The organism is Rubritalea squalenifaciens DSM 18772 (assembly GCF_900141815.1).
GTDB lineage: Bacteria > Verrucomicrobiota > Verrucomicrobiia > Verrucomicrobiales > Akkermansiaceae > Rubritalea > Rubritalea squalenifaciens.
On sequence record NZ_FQYR01000003.1, the window covers coordinates 352,307 to 370,634 of the forward strand.

13 protein-coding genes are annotated in these 18,328 nt (G+C 52.5%); 5 read left to right on the plus strand and 8 right to left on the minus strand.

The window, feature by feature from the left end; all coding sequences use genetic code 11:
• Positions 1–7: 7 nt before the first annotated feature.
• From hemA to cobA, 3 genes are read left to right on the plus strand one after another with little or no spacing between them, the layout of a single operon-like run.
• Positions 8–1,018, plus strand: coding sequence for a glutamyl-tRNA reductase (hemA, locus tag BUB27_RS06905; RefSeq protein ID WP_143158834.1), 1,011 nt, complete (start codon positions 8–10; stop codon positions 1,016–1,018).
• Entirely contained in the window at positions 1,018–1,968 is a 951-nt protein-coding gene (gene hemC, locus BUB27_RS06910; protein ID WP_143158835.1) for a hydroxymethylbilane synthase, read from the plus strand. The genes hemA and hemC overlap by 1 nt, the downstream gene beginning before the upstream one ends.
• Positions 1,965–3,485: a uroporphyrinogen-III C-methyltransferase gene (gene cobA, locus BUB27_RS06915; protein WP_143158836.1), complete on the plus strand. Its 1,521-nt coding sequence runs from the start codon at positions 1,965–1,967 to the stop codon at positions 3,483–3,485. The genes hemC and cobA overlap by 4 nt, the downstream gene beginning before the upstream one ends.
• 3 nt (positions 3,486–3,488) lie before the next feature.
• Here cobA and mutS read toward each other — a convergent pair whose 3' ends face one another.
• Positions 3,489–5,972, minus strand: a complete 2,484-nt coding sequence (gene mutS / locus BUB27_RS06920) for a DNA mismatch repair protein MutS (RefSeq protein ID WP_143158837.1) — start codon at positions 5,970–5,972, stop codon at positions 3,489–3,491.
• Between the two features lie 150 nt (positions 5,973–6,122).
• On the opposite strand from mutS, the gene BUB27_RS06925 reads away from it, so the two are divergent.
• Both BUB27_RS06925 and BUB27_RS06930 read left to right on the plus strand, forming a co-directional pair.
• On the plus strand, positions 6,123–6,548 hold the full coding sequence (locus tag BUB27_RS06925) for a hypothetical protein (protein ID WP_143158838.1): 426 nt from the start codon (positions 6,123–6,125) through the stop codon (positions 6,546–6,548).
• 118 nt (positions 6,549–6,666) lie between these two features.
• On the plus strand, positions 6,667–8,019 hold the full coding sequence (locus BUB27_RS06930) for an AsmA family protein (RefSeq protein ID WP_143158839.1): 1,353 nt from the start codon (positions 6,667–6,669) through the stop codon (positions 8,017–8,019).
• Here BUB27_RS06930 and BUB27_RS06935 read toward each other — a convergent pair.
• The 7 genes from BUB27_RS06935 to BUB27_RS06965 all read right to left on the minus strand — a co-directional run bounded on the left by BUB27_RS06935 (position 8,016) and on the right by BUB27_RS06965 (position 18,189).
• Complete coding sequence (locus tag BUB27_RS06935; RefSeq protein WP_143158840.1) at positions 8,016–9,932, minus strand: RecQ family ATP-dependent DNA helicase; 1,917 nt, start codon at positions 9,930–9,932, stop codon at positions 8,016–8,018. The two genes, BUB27_RS06930 and BUB27_RS06935, sit on opposite strands and share 4 nt — an antisense overlap.
• 16 nt (positions 9,933–9,948) lie before the next feature.
• Entirely contained in the window at positions 9,949–10,503 is a 555-nt protein-coding gene (locus tag BUB27_RS06940; protein WP_143158841.1) for a hypothetical protein, read from the minus strand.
• A gap of 81 nt (positions 10,504–10,584) precedes the next feature.
• Positions 10,585–12,414, minus strand: a complete 1,830-nt coding sequence (locus BUB27_RS06945; RefSeq protein ID WP_143158842.1) for an acyl-CoA dehydrogenase family protein — start codon at positions 12,412–12,414, stop codon at positions 10,585–10,587.
• Between the two features lie 30 nt (positions 12,415–12,444).
• Positions 12,445–14,418, minus strand: a complete 1,974-nt coding sequence (locus tag BUB27_RS06950) for a 3-hydroxyacyl-CoA dehydrogenase NAD-binding domain-containing protein (protein ID WP_143158843.1) — start codon at positions 14,416–14,418, stop codon at positions 12,445–12,447.
• A 35-nt stretch (positions 14,419–14,453) separates the two neighbouring features.
• Positions 14,454–15,716, minus strand: a complete 1,263-nt coding sequence (locus BUB27_RS06955) for a thiolase family protein (protein WP_143158844.1) — start codon at positions 15,714–15,716, stop codon at positions 14,454–14,456.
• 27 nt (positions 15,717–15,743) lie between these two features.
• The gene (locus BUB27_RS06960; RefSeq protein WP_143158845.1) at positions 15,744–17,198 is read right to left on the minus strand and encodes a phenylacetate--CoA ligase family protein; all 1,455 of its coding nucleotides are present in this window, start codon (positions 17,196–17,198) and stop codon (positions 15,744–15,746) included.
• Positions 17,152–18,189 carry a patatin-like phospholipase family protein gene (locus BUB27_RS06965; protein WP_143158846.1) on the minus strand — a complete coding sequence of 346 codons (1,038 nt, stop codon included), beginning with the start codon at positions 18,187–18,189 and terminating at the stop codon, positions 17,152–17,154. Before BUB27_RS06965 ends, BUB27_RS06960 begins: the two co-directional genes overlap by 47 nt.
• Positions 18,190–18,328 lie beyond the last annotated feature (139 nt).

Sequence of the window (18,328 nt, forward strand, 5' to 3'; positions counted from 1 at the left end):
GTAAGTGATGGATTTGATTTGTTTGGGACTGAATCATCAGACGGCGCCCGTGGAAGTGCGGGAACGCTTCGCTGTGCCTGGTGATAAGCTGGGGGAAGCAAGCCAAAGGCTGGTAGAGCTTCCAGGGGTGAACGAGGCTGTGGTGCTGTCTACCTGCAACCGGATGGAGGTTTATTTCGTGGCTGATGAGGCTGGGCCAGCTTTGGAGCGAGTCAAAGGCTATCTAGCCAGCGGATTCAAGCTATCCCGCGAGGATGAGAGCCATTTCTACAAGAAATCCCAGCTGGATGTGGCCAAGCACCTCTGCCGTGTGGTGAGTGGCCTGGATTCCATGGTGCTGGGGGAGAATGAGATTTTTGGTCAAGTGAAGCAGGCCTACATGCAGGCGCTGGATTCATCGGCGACTGGTGGTTTGCTCAACAAGCTGTTCCAGAAATCATTTGGAGTTGGCAAAAAAGTGCGTACCAAGACTTCCATTCAGGAAGGCCAGACCAGCGTGGGCAGCGTAGCCGTGGACCTCGCGGAGAAGATTTTTGGAAATCTCAAGTCCAGCGAGATCATGGTGATTGGCGCAGGAGACATGAGTCGCACGACAGCCCAGCGCATGGCCGAGAGGGGGGCGAAGAAGATTTATGTGACCAACCGTTCTTTTGATAAGGCTCAGGATCTCGCCCAGGAGCTGAATGGTGAAGCCTTCAGCTTTGATGAGTGGGAAAAAGGCTTGGCCAAGGTAGACGTAGTCGTGTCATCGACCGGGGCTACTGAACCAGTGGTACTTGCCAAGCATGTCGAGGCGGTACGCCGTGCCCGCAAATACAGGCCACTGTTTATGATCGATATCGCCGTGCCGCGTGATATCGATTCCGCCGTTGGCGAGATCGAAGAGGTTTACCTCTATGACCTGGATACCTTGCAGCAGCAAGTGGCAGAGAACATGAATAAACGTGAGGAGCAGGTGAGGCTGTGCGAGACCATCATCGAGGAGGAAGTTGAACAATTTAAGGAAATTCAGAGATAATGAGTAATGAAGCGAAGCGCCTCGTAGTAGGTACACGTGGTAGCGCCCTGGCGCTGGTGCAGGCGGAAATGACAGAAGGCCTGCTGAGGGAAGCCTTCCCAGACACGGAGATTGTCAGGAAAGTTATCAAGACGACAGGTGACCGCCGCACGGACGTGTCTTTGAGCGAGGTAGCCAAGGTGGAGGGTGTTTTCGATAAAGGAGTTTTCATCAAGGAGCTTGAAACAGCGCTCATCGACGGAGAGATTGATCTCGCCGTGCACAGCCTGAAGGATGTGCCCACAGTCTTGGAGGATACGTTTGAGATCGTCTCTGTACTTGAGCGTGCTCCAGTAGCAGATGTGCTGGTGACCAAGCAGCCCGGCGGTCTGGATGCATTGCCTCAGGGGGCTACAGTCGCTACCAGTTCTGTACGTCGTCAGAAAATGCTGCAGTGGTTGCGTCCGGATCTTAAGGTTTGCGATATCCGAGGTAACGTTCCGACTCGCTTGGAGAAGCTGGCAGCCAGTGAGGAATTCGATGGCATTCTTCTGGCGCAGGCTGGACTCAAGCGTCTGGGATACGATCCTGAGGGTAAGATGAGCACAGATGAAGGTGATGTCTACGGAGCCTTGATTGCTCCAGACAAGTTCTTGCCTGCCGCAGGTCAAGGTGCCGTGGCTCTGGAAGTCCGTAAAGGAGACGAAAGTTCTGCAGCCTACGCCAAGGCTATTTGCCATGAACCGACCATGACCCGCATAGTGGCGGAGCGTGAATTCCTGCGTCTATTGGATGGTGGTTGCCATACGCCAGTCGGCGTGAGCACGGAGCTTTCTGGTGATACGATCAAGATGAATGGCATCGTTTTCCCAGAAGGAGACGAGACTGGAGAGCCTAAGATGGCAGAGGTTACAGGTGACGCTGGGGCTCCACTTGTGGTAGCTAGGGAGCTGTTCGACTCTTTAAAATGAAAAGCAAAGGCATCTGTTATCTGGTAGGCGCTGGTCCCGGTGATGTGGGGCTGGTGACCTTGAAAGCCAAGGAGTGCATCGAAAAGGCCGATGTGCTGGTTTACGATGCCTTGATTTCACCTGAGTTTGTACGCTGGACGAAGGAAGGGTGTGAGCTGATTTATGTGGGTAAGCGCGCTGATGATCACGCTTTGACTCAAGATGAGACCAATGAGCTGATTGTGCAGAAAGCTCAGGAAGGAAAGATAGTGGTTCGCCTGAAAGGTGGAGATCCGTTGATCTTTGGTCGTGGTGGTGAAGAGGCTGCCAAGCTGGCGGATGCCGGAGTACGATTCGAGATCGTTCCAGGCATTTCCTCGGCGATTGCTGGGCCTGCCTATGCAGGGATTCCAGTGACGCACCGCGAGCATTGCTCTCAGTTAACCATTTTTACCGGGCACGAAGACCCGACCAGAGGGGAGAGCAGACTGGACTATGAGCAGCTGGCAAAGGCTCCGGGAACCAGGGTGTTCCTGATGGGGATGCGCCGCTTGCGTGAGATTTGCGATGAGCTGATGAAGTATGGTGCTGCACCAGAGACACCGATCGGCTTAGTACGTTGGGCGACCACAGGTAACCAGACGAGCGTGGATGGCACACTGGCGACTATCGCGGACATTGCGGAAGAAAAGAATTTTAAGGCGCCAGCAGTGGCGGTAATTGGAGACGTTGTGAAAGACAGAGATAAGATCAATTGGTTTGAAGGTCGTCCCTTGTTTGGGAAGAAGATTGTTGTGACACGCACCCGCTCTCAGGCGAGTGAACTCAGCAGGCAGCTCGAAGAGCTGGGGGCTGATGTGTTAGAAATTCCGACCATCAAGATCGAGCATCCTGACGATAAGCGGGAGTTTGCTGAGTGTGTGGGTTCAGCCCATACCTACGACTGGCTCGTTTTCACTAGTCCGAACGGGGTGGAGCGTTTCTTTGAGGCATTCTTCAGTGTCTATGATGACGCTCGTAGCATTGGTGGTGTGCGTATCGCAGCTGTTGGTCCAGGTACCGCCAAGAAGGTGAATGAGTACCGTCTTGCCGTTGACCTGATCCCTGACAAACACGTCGCCGAGGGGCTTGTAGAAGCCTTTACGGAGAAAGAGAGTGTGGAAAACCAGACTATCCTCTGGGTGCGTCCGCAGGAGTCCCGTGATACCGTCGTGGAAGGACTTACAGCTCTCGGGGCGATTGTGGATGAATGTATCGCCTACAAGACCGTGCCTGAATTTGAGGACCCGACTGGTGCCAAAGAACGTTTTGAAAAGGAGGGTGCTGATCTTGTGACTTTCGTGAGCTCATCAGCTGCGAAGCATTTCTTCGCTCTCAGCCTCCCTTGGCCGGAAGGCTGCAAGGTCGCAAGTATAGGGCCTATCACCAGCGCGACACTCAATGTCATCGGCAAGCCTGCCGACGTTGAGGCCGAAGAGCATAATATTCCAGGCTTGGTAGAGGCAGTGGTGAAGAGCTTTTCCACTGAACAAGGATAATTCTTAGAACAGGTCCATCTGCGGCGAGTCTGCCACAGGCATATTCGCGCGGGTGTTCTTGGCCTTTGGCTTTTTCTTGGCTTCAGGCTTGGAGGAATTCATCTCCAAGTGGGAGAGGATGTCCTTGGCTCTATTGACGATGGAAGCGGGGAGGCCTGCGAGCTTGGCCACTTGGATACCGTAGGATTTATCAGCTGTACCGGGGAGGATCTTTCTGAGGAAGATGATGTCGTCGTTCCATTCTCGGACGGCGACGTTGTAGTTCTCCACACCGTTTCGGGTGTTAGAAAGATCGGTTAACTCGTGGTAGTGTGTGGCGAAGAGGGTGCGGGCCTTGATCTCGTCGTGCAAATGCTCCGCTACGGACCAAGCGATGGAGAGACCGTCGAAGGTGGCGGTGCCGCGACCGATTTCATCAAGAATAACCAAGGAGTTCTCCGTAGCGTTGTTGATGATGAGTGAGGTCTCGTTCATCTCCACCATGAAGGTGGATTGACCACGGGCAAGATCGTCAGAAGCACCGACACGGCAGAAGATCCGGTCGACGATGCCAATATGAGCGGACTCTGCCGGAACATAGGCTCCAATCTGAGCCATCAAGGTAATGAGGGCGACTTGACGAATGTAGGTGGATTTACCTGCCATGTTGGGGCCGGTGAGGATCAAGAGTCTTGCGTCCTTTGGTTCCATCAAGGTGTCATTGGGGACGAATTTTTCCTCCACGAGAGTCTGCTCAAGTACCGGGTGACGGCCCTCAACGATTTCCAGTTTGTTGGATTGGTCGATGGCTGGTCTGGTGTGGCTATAGAGCTGGGCTGTTTCAGTCAGACCTAACAAGACGTCCAAGGTGGCTAAAGCATCCGCAGTGGATTGCAGTTCGTCGAGGTGTTCGCAGACCTGAGCGCGTAGCTTGGCGAATTCATCGATCTCCAGTTGCTTGCTGCGCTCTTCGGCTCCAAGCACCTTGTTCTCGACCTCTTTGAGTTCGGGGGTGATGAAGCGCTCGGCATTAGCCATGGTTTGTTTGCGGGTGTAGTCCTCGGGGACGAGGCCGGCCTTGGCTTTGGTCACTTCGATGAAGTAGCCGAAGACGTTGTTAAACTTGATCTTCAGGGTGTCGATGCCGGTGCGCTGGCGTTCGGATTCCTGGAGTTGGGCGATCCATTTTTTGCCATCGCGAGACGCGGAGCGAAATTCGTCCAGTGCGTCGTTGTATCCATCACGAATGATACCACCGTCGGTCAATTTTGCGGGAGGCTCGTCAACGATGGCGCGTTCCAGTAGATCGACGAGGTCGTCGAAGGTTTCGATTTTGGAGAGTAAGCGTGCGGCAAGCTCAGTATTGGCTGCCACGGCAGTGAGATCTTCTTTCAGGGTTGGAATCTGGGCCAGTGAGAGACCCAAGGACTGGAGATCACGCGGGTTGCCGCTGCCCTGGGAAAGACGGCCAGTGGTGCGCTCGATATCGCGGATCTTTTTCAGGGTATCGCGGCACTGGGAAAGGAGATAAGGTTGGGCCAGAAAGGCTTCGAGAAGGTCGTGGCGAGCGGTGATTTCCTCAAGATCACGAAGCGGGTGAAGAATCCAATCGCGGAGCTTGCGAGCACCCATCGGGGTAGAGGTGCGGTCAAGGGCACCGAGTAAGGTATGCTTCTTGCCTGTGCGGGACTCCACCAGGTCGAGGTTGTTCTGGGAAGCTGCATCAATCAGAACGTGGGAGGAGGGATTGCGCACCGAGAGCCCACGGAGGTGATCACAGGAGCGGCGTAGCTGGTGGACGAGGTAATGCAGAATGGCACCAGCTGCTGCGGTGGCTGCCGTCAAACCGTCACAGCCGAAGCCGGCCAGAGACTGAACCTTGAAATGATCCCTCAAGGTGATGAGTGCCGAGTCTGGGATGAAGGCGTAGGAATCGTATGGGAGACAGGAGGCGACTCGGCCAAGGCTGTCAGCCTGATCATCTGGAACAATAATCTCAGACGGGGACAGGCGCTTGAGTTCATCCTCGAGCTGCGCACGATCAGGAAATTCCGCGACGCTGAATTCGCCCGTCGTGTGGTCTGCGCAGGCCAGTCCCCATTTCTTTCCGACTTGGCAAATGGCTGCCAGATAGTTGTGGCGTGTATCGTCGAGCAGGTTGATGTCATCGACCGTGCCCGCGGAGATGATTTGGGAGATTTCGCGCTCGACCAGTTTACCAGGGACAGGAGTGGAGGTCTGCTCGCCGATGGCCACGCGGATGCCGGCTTTGATCAGCTTGGCGATATAGCCTTGGGCTGCGTGGTGGGGTACACCGCACATGGGGACGTCGTGGCGCTTGGTCAGGGCCACATTGAGTACGGAGGCAGCCCGTTTGGCATCCTCAAAGAAGAGTTCATAGAAGTCTCCTAGCCGGAAAAACAGGATCACATCCTCAGGTAAGGAACGTCGCATGGAGACGTACTGTGCCATCATGGGAGTGAGCTTCTTTTCTTTGTTGGCTGCCATTGGATCGGGAGTTTGAAGAGTGGGCGGTGAAGTTTCAAGCGTGGGTTTACACGAGATTTGGACAGAACTCATCCACCATGAAGCGAATTACTTTCAAAATCGGGGCAGGAACTTGACAGGGAAGCTTTTCTGGAAGTGTATGTGACCAGTATGAGAAAATATTTTAGTTCCTCACTAATGGCCGGTCTGTTGTTGTCCGGTGCAATGGCTTGCTCCGTAGTGGCAGAAGAGCACACTCAAATGGAGAAGGACATGAAGGAGACTGGTAGTGCTCTTAAATCTCTTCGTAAGATCGAGAAAGGTGATTACGAGGGAGGCGCAAAGCTCGTCAGAGAAGCTCACGAAGCGCTTCTTAAGTCCATGTCTCAGCAGGCAAGCATGGTGAAGGATATGCCAGATGGGGTAGAAAAACAGAAGGCTCTCGCAGATTCCCGCCGCCTGCTGGGCTTGGCATACGCTGCTCTTTGTGAGCTGGAGATTGCTTACTTGGAAAAAGATGATGCCAAAATTGAGGCTGCCATGACAAAGATCAAGGACAGCAAGAAGGAGGGTCACAAGAAATACACCGACGATTAATCCTCAATAGAATATCTTTAATGGGAGGCCTCTCTGTTTGATGGCGGAGAGGTCTTTTTCTGTTTTGGAGAGTGAAGAAATCTGGGACAGCTTTACATGGCTGGTATATATAGACGTCATGAAGAAGTGGCTCAAGATTGGGGTTGGTGTGGTGATCCTGTTGATCGTGGCGCTGGTTGTGGCGTCTAACATTTTTCTGACGAAGAATTATTTGGTGGCAGAAATTGAATCCTCCATCGATAGCCGGATTCAGATTGGTGATTTAGAGGTGAATTTATTATCGAGCCCAGCAACGGTAACGATCTCAAACGTGATCATTGCTGAGAGAGACGTGTATGCTCAGGATGAAGTGCCTCATGATGAACGACCTAAGATTGAGGATGGTGAAATCAAGGTGAAGGAGATTAGTTTTGATGTGTCACTCGGTGAGCTGATTTCCAAAAAGATCAATGTTAGCAAGTTGGAGGTGACAGGTGCTCACACCAAGGTGGTGATGAATGAAGAAGGCGAGCTGAATATCGAGAAGCTCTTCGCCGAGCCGCCAAAGGAGAAGAAGGAGCGTGAGAGACGCGAGAAGGAGAAGAGCTTTAACGCCAAGGAAAACGAAGACTTTGTGACCGAACTGAAGCAGCTGATTGTTAAGGATACCTCATTCACCATGGTCATCGAAAAAACAGGCCTGGTGATTGAAGGGTCGGATCTAAATGTAGATCTATCAGATATCAGGGTAGATCCAAACTCTCTCGAGCAGGTCAATGAGGCTAAGCTCCAGTTTGCTGCGAAGATGGAAGTCTTCTCAAACGAGGATGAACGGGTGAAATTTGGCCAGATTGCACTACAGGGACCAGCGAGAGTGAAACTGTTTGATCCGGCCACAGGAGACCTGGAGCCAGATGCAGATGTGGATTTTAAAATCGATGATTCATCCTATGTCAGCACCAAGGTGCCTTACGTAAAGGAAGTCTGGAAGGTGACTGATACGCTGGGCAAATTGGGGCTAAAGGTGAAGGTGCTACCTGAGCAGCTGACCTTTGGACGAAGCAAGAAAATCAAGGCTAGCTATCTGAAAGGAAAAGTAGATCTACATGAGCCAGTTTCACTGGTGATGAGTGACTGGGAGCTGGCACTAGATGGAGGTTCTTGGTTTGAGTCTGGCACGGAGCAACACAGTTTCGGTGTTCTCCTGATGGCTGGTGAGTCTGAAAGCGCTTTTGTCAGCAAGCACCTTTCGACGATTACAGACCTTGTTCCCAAAGAACTGAGGGCCAAGCTCCATGAGGAGATCCTGGAGAAAGTGTTCGTCGAGGGCAGATTGACTTTGCAGGTGAAGACTCATGGAGCCTTGTCAAAACCAAAGGTCAAGCTGATCACGAGGCTTCCGGATACGGAAAAAATGGCAAAGGAATACGCCAAGAAAAAGCTCCTTAATTTTGCTCTAGATAAGCTGCTAGGAGATGACAAGGAGGATTAATCGTGGGCATTTAGGCTAGCCCTCACATGGGCTAGTACATCCTCGTAAGGATACTCAGAGAGCAAGCCGAAGTACTTGTGCTTGTTCAGCCAGTAGTGTCTCAGATACAGGCTCCCTATCCCGCATAGAAAACGGGTGAGTTGCTGATTGGTTTTGAAGCGCTTCTTGGGATGCTCAATCAACTCATGAAGAATACTCAGCTGAGTCTCTGAAAGCTCAGGAAGTTTGGAGTGAGGGAGTTTACGTGGACGTTTCTCCCCCTTGCAGGAAGAGCAAACACCGCAGGGATCTGATACCTTCTCACCGAACCATTTAGCCAATTGGTTAGGAAGGCAGCTGGTAGAGTTAGCAATCTTGACGACCTGCTGGAGTTTTAGGATTTCTTGGTTTCTTTGTGTATCCAGTGTGGTGAAGAGCTCGTCGGTCATCAGTTCTAGATCAGTCTCAGGGTTCTTGATCGCAAAGTGCCATAACCAACCACTCTTCATCAGTTTGTAGGAGCCGCTTTGCTGAAGGCAGAGCAAGTGTTTCCAGAGTACGGTGGTGGAAATACCGAAGTCCTCTTGGCTACAATGTGTATCGTATCTGTCATCCAAACTCAGGATATGCTGCAATGCTTTGCGCACCTTGGGCGGGTAGGACTCCAGGCTGTCTGGGCGTCCATAGAGGGGATAGAGTTTGATGTAGCGCCAGGAGAATTCTTTGTACTGGAGATGCCCCTTGATCTCAAGGTGTGCAAGGGTGATATCCATCACGCTGGACTGGATATCATGCTGTACGCGAGCATGATAGGGGGAAATCTTGGCTAGCTTTCCCTGTGAGTAGAGTTTTGTCAGGAAATTTGTGAGAGTGGTCTTGGAGACTCGCTTGGCTTCCGTGAAATTCTGCAGGGGGATAGTGTCGTCCTGACAGGCGAGGAGCAGGCAGTGGCTCTCTAGGCCATCACGCCCGGCTCTGCCACTTTCCTGCATCCAGCCTTCTGGCGACTTGGGAAGGTGGTAATGAATGACGGAGCGGATGTTGGCTTTGTCGACGCCCATTCCAAACGCAATAGTGGCCACGACGATTTCGATTTCATCCTTCAAGAAGGCGTCCTGAATCTTGTTGCGCACCTCATTGTTCAAACCTGCATGGTAGGAACGGGTATTTAGTCCGTGAGAGGAGAGGAAATGAGCGATCTCCTCACAGTGTTCCTGCCGCATCACATAAACTACTGCGGGGAGTTTTGCTGGATTAGTAAGAGCTTCTAACAAATGCGACTTCTTGCTGTCAGTGAGAGTCGGTACAATGCGGAACTGGAGATTGGCTCTTCTATGGGAGGAACTGAATTGCTCCGATTGTTTGATCTTAAAGAGTTTCCTAATACTGGATGCTGTTTTCTTTGTAGCCGTCGCTGTGAGCGCGAGTACCGCTTGAGGCTTAAGCTTTCGGATGAGTTTGGGTAGATAGAGGTAAGAAGGTCTGAACGAGTGACCCCACTCAGAAATGCAGTGAGCTTCATCGATAGCGATCAGAGAGATGTTTATAGATTTGAGTGATTCTAGCAAATCTGGGCGAGCGAGTGATTCCGGGGAGGTGTAGAAGAGCTTTACCTTGCCGGATTTGAGCTCTTGAATGACCTCGTTTTTCTCTTCAGTTGACTGGGTGGAATCCAAACGCGCTACATGAATTCCTTTCCGGTTCAGAGCCTCAGTCTGGTCTCTGATCAGTGAGAGGAGAGGGGAGATGACAATCGTGAGACCGTCCTGAAGAAGAGAGGGGAGTTGGTAAGTGAGAGATTTACCACCGCCTGTAGGTAGGATGGCTAGGGTGTTATTCCCCTGCAGGAGGGACTCGATGATTTCGCGCTGGAGAGGGCGAAAGTGGCTATGGCCAAAGTGCTCGTGTAGAGCTAGTGAAAGCGAGTCCGTCACCAGAAGTGCTTGAAGATCAGTTTTCTGTTTTCACAGGCTTGATCACTTTGGAAGTGAATCGAATGGAGACATAGTATTTATCCTTGGCGTGAGCTACGCCAAGCATGAGTGAACCTTCTCCTGGATGCCATAAGTGGGAGTTCATGATAGCGCCAGGATTGATGTCTTTGCGGGGAGGCATGTCATTGGACATGATTGGTGATCCGTAGATACGGGTAATCAGATCACTGGCATCTGAGTAGTACTCTTTGAGCTTAGAGTTGTAATCAGAAGGGCCGACATCTTCTGAGCGCAAGGTGACTTCCTTCAGTCCGCCAGTTTCATCCCAGTCGAAAAAGAGGGAGAACTTGAGACCATTGAGGTCTTTCTTGATCTTGAATGAGCCATTGAGGCCGACGCGGCCAAACATGGTTTCAGGCACCGTGACTTCTAAGCGTGGACAGGCCAGAAGTTTCTTGGTGACGGTTTCTCTGGTGTCCCCGTAGCTCAAGTTTTCATACACATGACCGGCAAAGGCGGTAGACGCCATTGATATCATCGCCAGAAGTGTCATCCGTACTAATCTACTCATCTCGCTACGGACAATAGAGTAGCGTGAATCAGGCTGGCAATGCAGTAATTGAGGCTCGTGTCATACTAGGCCGACTTGAGTCTAGCTATTCTTTGTCAGTGCTTGGGTTAGCTTATAGCCAGATTTTTCAGATTTGGTGTCTTTTGCCTCTCTGAAATGTGTCTCGATCCGTGTGTCACCTCGTGAACAGAGATAATTCACGGTAGATAAGGCGTTTTCCGCCTCCTTGTCCTTGCTCTTGAGCAAGAAGTCCGCCTGTGAGCAGGCGCATGACATGGCGAAAAGCTCAGCGGCGATATCAACATAGCGGCCAAGCAACAACTGGCGCTTCTCAAGCTTGGGGCCATTCATGGCCATTGCGAGGAAGAGCGCACGAGAGAGCTTGCGGCTCCACTTGGCGATCATCTTCAAGTTTTTTGCCAAATCAGGATGCATGTCTGAGGGGATACCTTTGGCAAAGGGGAGGTAGCGCGTAGGGAACCACAGCGAGTAGTGCATGCCTGCTTTGAGTGCGGCTGGTATACGCTCAGACATGGGTTTACGGGTATCGATGGCGGCCGCCCCTCGGCGCAGATGGGGATCCAGTGCCTCACGAGCGATGAAGAGCTTCATGATTTCAGTAGAGCCCTCAAAGATGGTGTTGATGCGTGAGTCGCGCATCAGGCGTTCAATCGGATCGGGAACCTCACCCCGGTTTTTGAGGGAGTCCGCTGTTTCGTAGCCACGCCCGCCTTTGATCTGCATGGTCTGGTCGATACCGTGCCAGCCAGCCTCAGTACCCCAGAGCTTGGCCATGGCCGCCTCGATCCGGATGTCGGCTTTCTTATCACGATCTACCAGAGCGGATACGTAGAGTACCATGGCTTCGGTGGCGAAAGCATCGGCAGCTAGGTCGGCTATTTTACCTGCGATGGCGGCATGTTTGGCGATGGGGGCTCCCCATTGTTCACGGGTGCTTGACCAGCGTAGTGAAATATCCAGACAGCGTTTCAGAAGACCGGCGCAGGCGGCAGGGAGAGTGAGGCGCCCAGTATTCAGGGTGGTGAGCGCTACTTTGAGTCCTTTTCCTTCTTGGTGGACGATATTCTTGCGGGGAATTTTGACATTGGTAAAGCGGATCACACCATTGTACAGCGCCTTCAGTCCCATGAAATGGCAGCGGGTTACGATCTCTACCCCAGGCCAGTCAACATCCACGATGAATGCGGTAGTGGCATAGGGTTTTTCAGGGGTTGCCGTCTTGGCCATGACCACGATGTGGCAGGCTTTCAGACCGTTGGTGCACCAGAGTTTTTCCCCATTGAGGATGAAATGTTCTCCATCCTCGGTAGGAGTCGCCGTGGTTTCCATTTTAGCCGGGTCGGAGCCGACCTTCTCCTCAGTAAGGGCGAAGGCTGAGACACCGCCTTTGGCGAAGATGGGAAGATATTCTTTCTTCTGTTCCTCTGTCCCGAAGACGATGAGAGGCTGAGGTACACCAATCGATTGGTGAGCCGAGAGCAGGGCGGTGAGGTTACCGCAATGTGCTCCCAGGATCATGGCAGCTCTGGAGTAGTTGGTCTGGGAAAGTCCCAGTCCTCCATATTCCTTGGGGATTTTAATACCAAAGGCTCCCATTTCACCAAGGTCTTTGAAGACTTGATCCGGGATTTCACCTGTACGGTCGATTTCGTCCGGATCGGTATGGTTCTCCAGATAGTCGCTTAGTTTTTTGAGGAAGACATCGCCTTCTTCTTTATCTTTGGCTGACTGGGCTGGGAAGGGTGCGATCCTGGAGAAATCTGCTTCACCTAAGAAAAGTGGTCCGGCAAAGCCTGAGATCTCACGGGTATCGCGAGAGTCCTCGGCCATTTCCAGCGCGGCGCGCTGACCTTCGGACATTTTTGAAGTATCAATGATGGTTTTGCTCATGGCTTTCTTTGGTTGGGGTTGATGTGAGGTTTAGTAAAAGCTTCGGTCTAACAAATTGGTGGTGTCTGCATGGCGAAGTGGACCTCCACGGAAGGGGGCATAGCCGGTACCCATGACCATCGCGAAGTCGATGTCCTCGGCACAAGTGGCGATGCCTTCGTCCAGACACATGGCAGCTTCTTTGCTCATTAATAGTGTGAGCTGGTACTGGACATCGCGTGGGGTTCGGTTGTTAGGGCGCAGAGCGATAGCATCACGGTTCGGTTCTGAGTGGCCCTTGCCATAGACGTAGAAGCCTTTGCCTGATTTTTTGCCAAGCATGCCCTTATCAATCATTTCCTGCAGGATGTAAGGCACAGCCATTCTGTCAGGGAAGGCTGCTGCCAGAGTTTTGGCAACATGAAGGGAGACATCCAGGCCCACTTCATCTAGCAGGCGAAGAGGCCCCATGGGCATGCCGAAATCGAGCATCGCCTGGTCGATCAAAGTAGGTTCCGCGCCATCGGTGAACATCTCACCAGCTCTTACCAGGTAGGGCAGGAGGATACGATTGACGAGGAAGCCGGGTGAATCCTTCACCACGACAGGTAGTTTGCCAATCGACTGCACAAACTTGACGGCGGTGGCAAGTGTCTCGTCTGAGGTAGAATCCGTCTGCACGACTTCGACCAGTTTCATGCGTGGTACGGGGTTAAAGAAATGAATGCCAACCAGCCTTTCAGGGTGGATAATGACTTTGGAGAGTTCGTGAATGGGGAGTGCAGAGGTATTGGTGGCGAGGATCGTGCTCGCGCTGCTTTGTTCATCCAGTGTAGCGAAGATCTTTTTCTTCAGTTCCAGATTCTCAGTGGCTGCCTCAATGACGATTTCTCGGTCTTTGAGGGAGACTGGTTTCGTTGTCGCGGTGATACGGTCCAGTCCGGCGGTGGCCTCAGTTTTGCTGAGGATGTGTCGTTTGACTGAGCCGCCATAAAGGTTCTGGATCGTGCCCATGCCTTTGGCTAGGGCCTCCTCGTTGACGTCTTTGAGTAGGACGTCTTTTTTGCGGGTAGATAGCCAGTAGGCGATGCCTGATCCCATCACGCCTGATCCAATCACAGCCGTCTTGTTGGTGGCTCTGGCTTCAGCTTTATTCGGTTTGAGCTTCTTGGAGCGCTCGGTAAGGAAGAAGAGGTTGATCAGTTGCTTGGCCTCAGGTCCGGATGTCAGCTTGATGATCGCTTCTCGCTCGTTATTGAGGCTGTCTAACAAGGATGCACGAACTCCATCGCAGGCTACCTTAGTCGCGGCCAGCAAGGCAGGGTAGTGTCCGCGTGTCTTGTCGAGCAAATCGTGCGTGGCTTTTTTACGAATGTAGGCCACTGAGAAAGGGTTGTGTTCCAGCATGTGGATGGGTTCCTCACGTTTAGGGTAGACCGTGAAGCTATGCGCATAATCGAGTAGGTTCTCATGTGGGCAGACGCCATCGATCATACCTTTTCTGAGAGCAGCTTTGGCTTTCAGGATCTTTCCGCCAAGAATCAAAGGCAATGCCTTGGATAGTCCGATGAGTGCAGGGAGACGTGTCGAACCTCCCCAGGCTGGGAGTATTCCCAGCTGAGTTTCAGGGAGGCCAATCCGGGTGCATGAGGCATCCGAGGCCACACGGTAGTCGCAGGCCAGAGCCAGCTCGTAGCCTCCTCCAACGCAGGCTCCGTGGATGGCAGCTACAGTGGTTATGCGTAGTAATGCCAGTTTGTTGAACACGCTTTGACCGAGGCTGATCAAATCATTCATTTCGGATGGGGGAGCCGAGAATAGGGATTTGATATCTGCTCCAGCGATGAAGATCGTTGGTTTTGAAGAGGTGATGATGAGGTTCTGAATCGATTTATCTCTAGCGATTTCATCCAGTCTTTCGTCGAGCTCGGTGAGCACGGCTTTATCAAAGATATTGGCCGAAGAATCCTGACGGTTGAATATCAGGATGCCAGTCGACTTTTCTTGGTGAAGCTCGATGTTCATGGGTGGGTTTCTACGGGTAAGAAGATTAAAGGGGGTTAGACTCGTTCCAGCCACAGGGCAGCTCCTTGGCCGCCACCGATGCAGAGAGTGGTAAGTGCATGCTTTTTATTTTCTGCGTGCAGCTGGTGAAGTGCGGTGAGTACGAGGCGGGCACCTGTGGCTCCGACAGGGTGGCCAAGAGCGATGGACCCACCTCGACGATTGAGTTTTTCCATGGGGATTTCTCCCAGAGCCTTGTCCAGGCCAGCTTTTTCAGCCTCGCTGGTAGACGCTGCGGCTTTGGCGCAGGCTAGCACCTGGGCTGCAAAGGCTTCGTTGATCTCAATGAGGTCAGCTTTATCCAGGGAAAGGTCCGGGTTCTCTGCGAAGAGCTTTCGCATGGCAAGGACTGGGCCCAGGCCCATGCGTTTGGGGTCGCAGCCCGCATAGGCGTAGCCACGGAGTCTGCCTAGAGGAGTAAGGCCCAGCTTCTCACCGATGGCCTCCGATCCTACGAGGAGGACGGCAGCGCCATCGGTGATTTGCGAGCTGTTTCCAGCCGTGACTGAACCGGAACTTTTCTCAAAGACTGGTCTGAGTGTGGCTAGTTTCTGAGGGGTAGAATCTTCTCGAAGACCATTGTCCTCCGTGATGGCGTGCCCTGCGACATAAACAGCCGAAATTTCATCATTAAGCATCTCGCGTGCGGCGAGTGCTTTTTGGTGGGATTCTGCGGCAAACGAGTCTTGCTCCTCACGGGTGATTTGAAATTCACGAGCCAGAACCTCGGCAGTCTCTCCCATGTTCAAGCCGACCACAGGATCAGTCAGACCCACTTGCAAGCCGACGATGGGGGAGAAGTCACCTGGGCGAAATGTAGCGAGAGCCTTGAGTTTGGCGAGTGTGCCTCTGGCTTTGCCTAGCTTGGCAAACTTCGCCACGGCAGATCTACGGTAGATGAAGGGAGCATTGGTCATGGACTCGGCACCTCCTACGACGAAGAGTTCTCCTTTGCCCGCTGCCATACGTTCATAAGCGCTGGTCAGGGACTCCATGCCACTAGCACAGTTTCTGTGTACTGTGGCGGCTATGACCTTATTAGGGATTCCGGCTCTCAAAGCAATGACTCGCGCAACATTTGCCGCATCTGCAGGCTGGCAGACACAACCAATGATGACTTCATCAATCAGGGCTGGGTCGATGTCTGACTGAGTGAGTAGGGCCGAGACGGCGTGTTTGCCGAGATCGGCTGCGCCTAGGGTGGCAAACGAGGTGCCCATCCGGGTGAAGGCGGTTCTGGTAGCTTGATAGATGTACATGGTTAGATTGTAATAAGCTGTTAGTGACTAGGATTCCGGGCGGTTATCGATAAGCTTCTGCTCTTTGAGTTCTTTGCCTACGCCCTGAAGTTTGCGCATTTCCTCCCAAGTGTGGAAGACGACCTTGTTAGGGGAGAGTTCTGTCGCTTTGCGAAGGCGGCGAGAAATCTCTTCTGCCAAATCATCCGTGGCATCATCCATCTTGACGACGTGGATATTGATTTCATCCAGAGCGAGAGGGTCATCGTTTTCTTTTCTGAGCTCTATTTGCCAGGCTCCGACCCCATCTGTGTCGTCGAGGACGTGCTCCAGGCTGTTGAAGTCGACCAAGGTGCCTTTGACTTTGCCGATGTTGAGTCGCTTGATGTCTGAGACTCGAGAGATTTTTCCTATGAGGCGAGGGCAGGTACGGCCGCAGTAAGGACATGGCTCATGGGTGATTCCTCCCTCGATCAAGTCTCCGGTTCGGTAACGTAGGACGACGGATCCACGAGAATCGAGTGGAGTGTACACTATTTCTCCCGGGCTTCCATCTGGGACTCGTTCTCCCGTCTCAGGATCGACCACTTCGACGAAGGCCATGTCTGAATAGAGATGGAACCCAGAAGGGTCTTTGCCTTTAGGAGGTACACATTCCGCAAAGGCTAGTTTGGCTTCGGTGAACCCATAGGTGGAAATCACGTCTACGTCCTCGGATCCCAGCTTCTGGCACAGGGCGCGGAGTTTGCGGCGCATCCCCAGAGGGACTTTCTCACCGCCTAGAACTAAGCGTTTGAGGTTCGTCCATTGCATGTTCTCTGAGTCTGCATACTGCAGCATGTGGTAGAGGAATGTGGGCATGGCAATGATGGCATCGGGCTGGATTTTGTTAATGACATTCACATTGCCGGAGGTTCCCATGACTTTTCCTCCTCCAGTACTGAGGACAAAGCAGGTATTACCCAGAGCTGCGTACCATGCCTGCCAGAAGGCGAGGTGAGGCGCGAAAGGGAAAGCGTTGATGACCCGGAAGTCGGATCTTGCTTGGCAGAGCTCCATCAGGCGCAAGCCTGAAGCCTCCAAATTTGCCAGATCATGTTTGGTATAAAGGAAGGGGACTGGCTCAGAAGAGCGCCCGGTGGTCGAGGTCATGTGGATGGGGCGTAGTTCCTCCGCAAGGGCTTGTTTCACCCCTTTGGGACCATAGCGAAAGACTTTGAGGATGGTTCCCAGCTGCTTTTTTAAGACCGCTTCGTCGGGGATGATGACAAAGTCCCGCGTTTCTCCCAGATCGCGCTTTGAGGTGAAGGGGAGTTTGACAAGGTCGTCAGTGGAGCGGATATCATCCGCTGTAAGATTATTGTCCGCAAACAATTTCCTGTAGTGAGCCGCGAATGGGATTACGCGGTTCTTGAGAAAAGTATGGAGAAGTGCGGACTGGCGTTTTTTAATTTCGTCAGGCGACGCGCTCTCCCACCATGGGTTCTTGGGTGGAGCTATCATCGGTTTTGACAGGTATGGGTTCGAGAATTTCTCGGATCAGGGGGAGAGCCGAGGTGGCTTTTTCCCTGCCGAGAGCGATAAAGTGTTCAAAGCGGTCATATTCATGCCATTGGGCTCCTTTAGAGACCGGATGAATGGTAAGATCGGCTCTTAAGCAGGAATCGTGAGCCATGCGGATTTGGGAGGCGCGTAGGGAGCGTCTGAGGTTATCAATCATGTTTCCTGGGGCTGCTGGATTGATTTTGGAGCCTAATTTATAGAGTGTGCTGCGCCACCATGGAGCTATCTCTTCTTTGTCCTCTTTGGCGGTTTCGGTGGCGGAAATGTGGGTGTCGATTTCTGCAATCGTCGGAATGGTGCTGACGGCAATGACGTAGTCAACATCGGTAAACTTGTGCAGTGCACCCACTGGGACGGGATCTACCACGCCCCCGTCTGTGCAGCGCATGCCATTGACTTCTACGGGGACAACAATTCCGGGCATGGCACAGGAAGCATGCACGGCGTCCAGCACACTGCCTTGGCGGAAGACCACCCGCTCGTAGGTGTCCAGATTGGCGGCAATCACGAGTAGTTTGCGGTCCAGATCCTCAAAATTGACGTTGCCAATGGAGTGGGATAAATGGGTTTTGACCTTGTGGCCGTAGAATACCCCTTTTATGGGGGGAATGACAGGGTCGGCAAGTTTCTTTAGTGTAGTGGGGTCTTGCATCTGTTCGGCGAGTTCAATCATCTGCTCCACACTGTGACCTGTGGCCCAAAGGGCTCCGATGTAGGCTCCCATGCTGCTGCCTGATATCGCGTGGATGGGAATGTTATTCTTGGCAAGAACTTCAAGTACCCCGACATGTGCGAGCGATTTGGCGCCACCACAGGAGAGGGCAAGGCCTATCTTGGGAGTGCGGGTTTCCTGTTTCTTAGAGAACAAGCGTCTGAGGAATTCCGGAAGTCGATTCCTGTATTGGCTCAGTTTTGTCTCTTTTTCATGCATGGAGTGTTAGGGGAATAGGAGCATCATGAACGAAATACACCTTTCTGTAATATATTGATCTGGAGAACGCTTTCAAGATATTTCAGATAGATTCGGTAAATAGATGTTAGGTTTTTTGCCGGAATGAAAAAGCCGCGCA

What these genes read in the sequence shown, in the direction of transcription:
- BUB27_RS06965 (WP_143158846.1), bottom strand. Translation starts at nt 18,189, where the DNA reads ATGCATGAAAAAGAGACAAAACTGAGCCAATACAGGAATCGACTTCCG.
- BUB27_RS06940 (WP_143158841.1), bottom strand. Translation starts at nt 10,503, where the DNA reads ATGAGTAGATTAGTACGGATGACACTTCTGGCGATGATATCAATGGCG.
- BUB27_RS06945 (WP_143158842.1), bottom strand. Translation starts at nt 12,414, where the DNA reads ATGAGCAAAACCATCATTGATACTTCAAAAATGTCCGAAGGTCAGCGC.
- BUB27_RS06960 (WP_143158845.1), bottom strand. Translation starts at nt 17,198, where the DNA reads ATGATAGCTCCACCCAAGAACCCATGGTGGGAGAGCGCGTCGCCTGAC.
- hemA (WP_143158834.1), top strand. Translation starts at nt 8, where the DNA reads ATGGATTTGATTTGTTTGGGACTGAATCATCAGACGGCGCCCGTGGAA.
- mutS (WP_143158837.1), bottom strand. Translation starts at nt 5,972, where the DNA reads ATGGCAGCCAACAAAGAAAAGAAGCTCACTCCCATGATGGCACAGTAC.
- hemC (WP_143158835.1), top strand. Translation starts at nt 1,018, where the DNA reads ATGAGTAATGAAGCGAAGCGCCTCGTAGTAGGTACACGTGGTAGCGCC.
- BUB27_RS06930 (WP_143158839.1), top strand. Translation starts at nt 6,667, where the DNA reads ATGAAGAAGTGGCTCAAGATTGGGGTTGGTGTGGTGATCCTGTTGATC.
- cobA (WP_143158836.1), top strand. Translation starts at nt 1,965, where the DNA reads ATGAAAAGCAAAGGCATCTGTTATCTGGTAGGCGCTGGTCCCGGTGAT.
- BUB27_RS06925 (WP_143158838.1), top strand. Translation starts at nt 6,123, where the DNA reads ATGAGAAAATATTTTAGTTCCTCACTAATGGCCGGTCTGTTGTTGTCC.
- BUB27_RS06955 (WP_143158844.1), bottom strand. Translation starts at nt 15,716, where the DNA reads ATGTACATCTATCAAGCTACCAGAACCGCCTTCACCCGGATGGGCACC.
- BUB27_RS06950 (WP_143158843.1), bottom strand. Translation starts at nt 14,418, where the DNA reads ATGAACATCGAGCTTCACCAAGAAAAGTCGACTGGCATCCTGATATTC.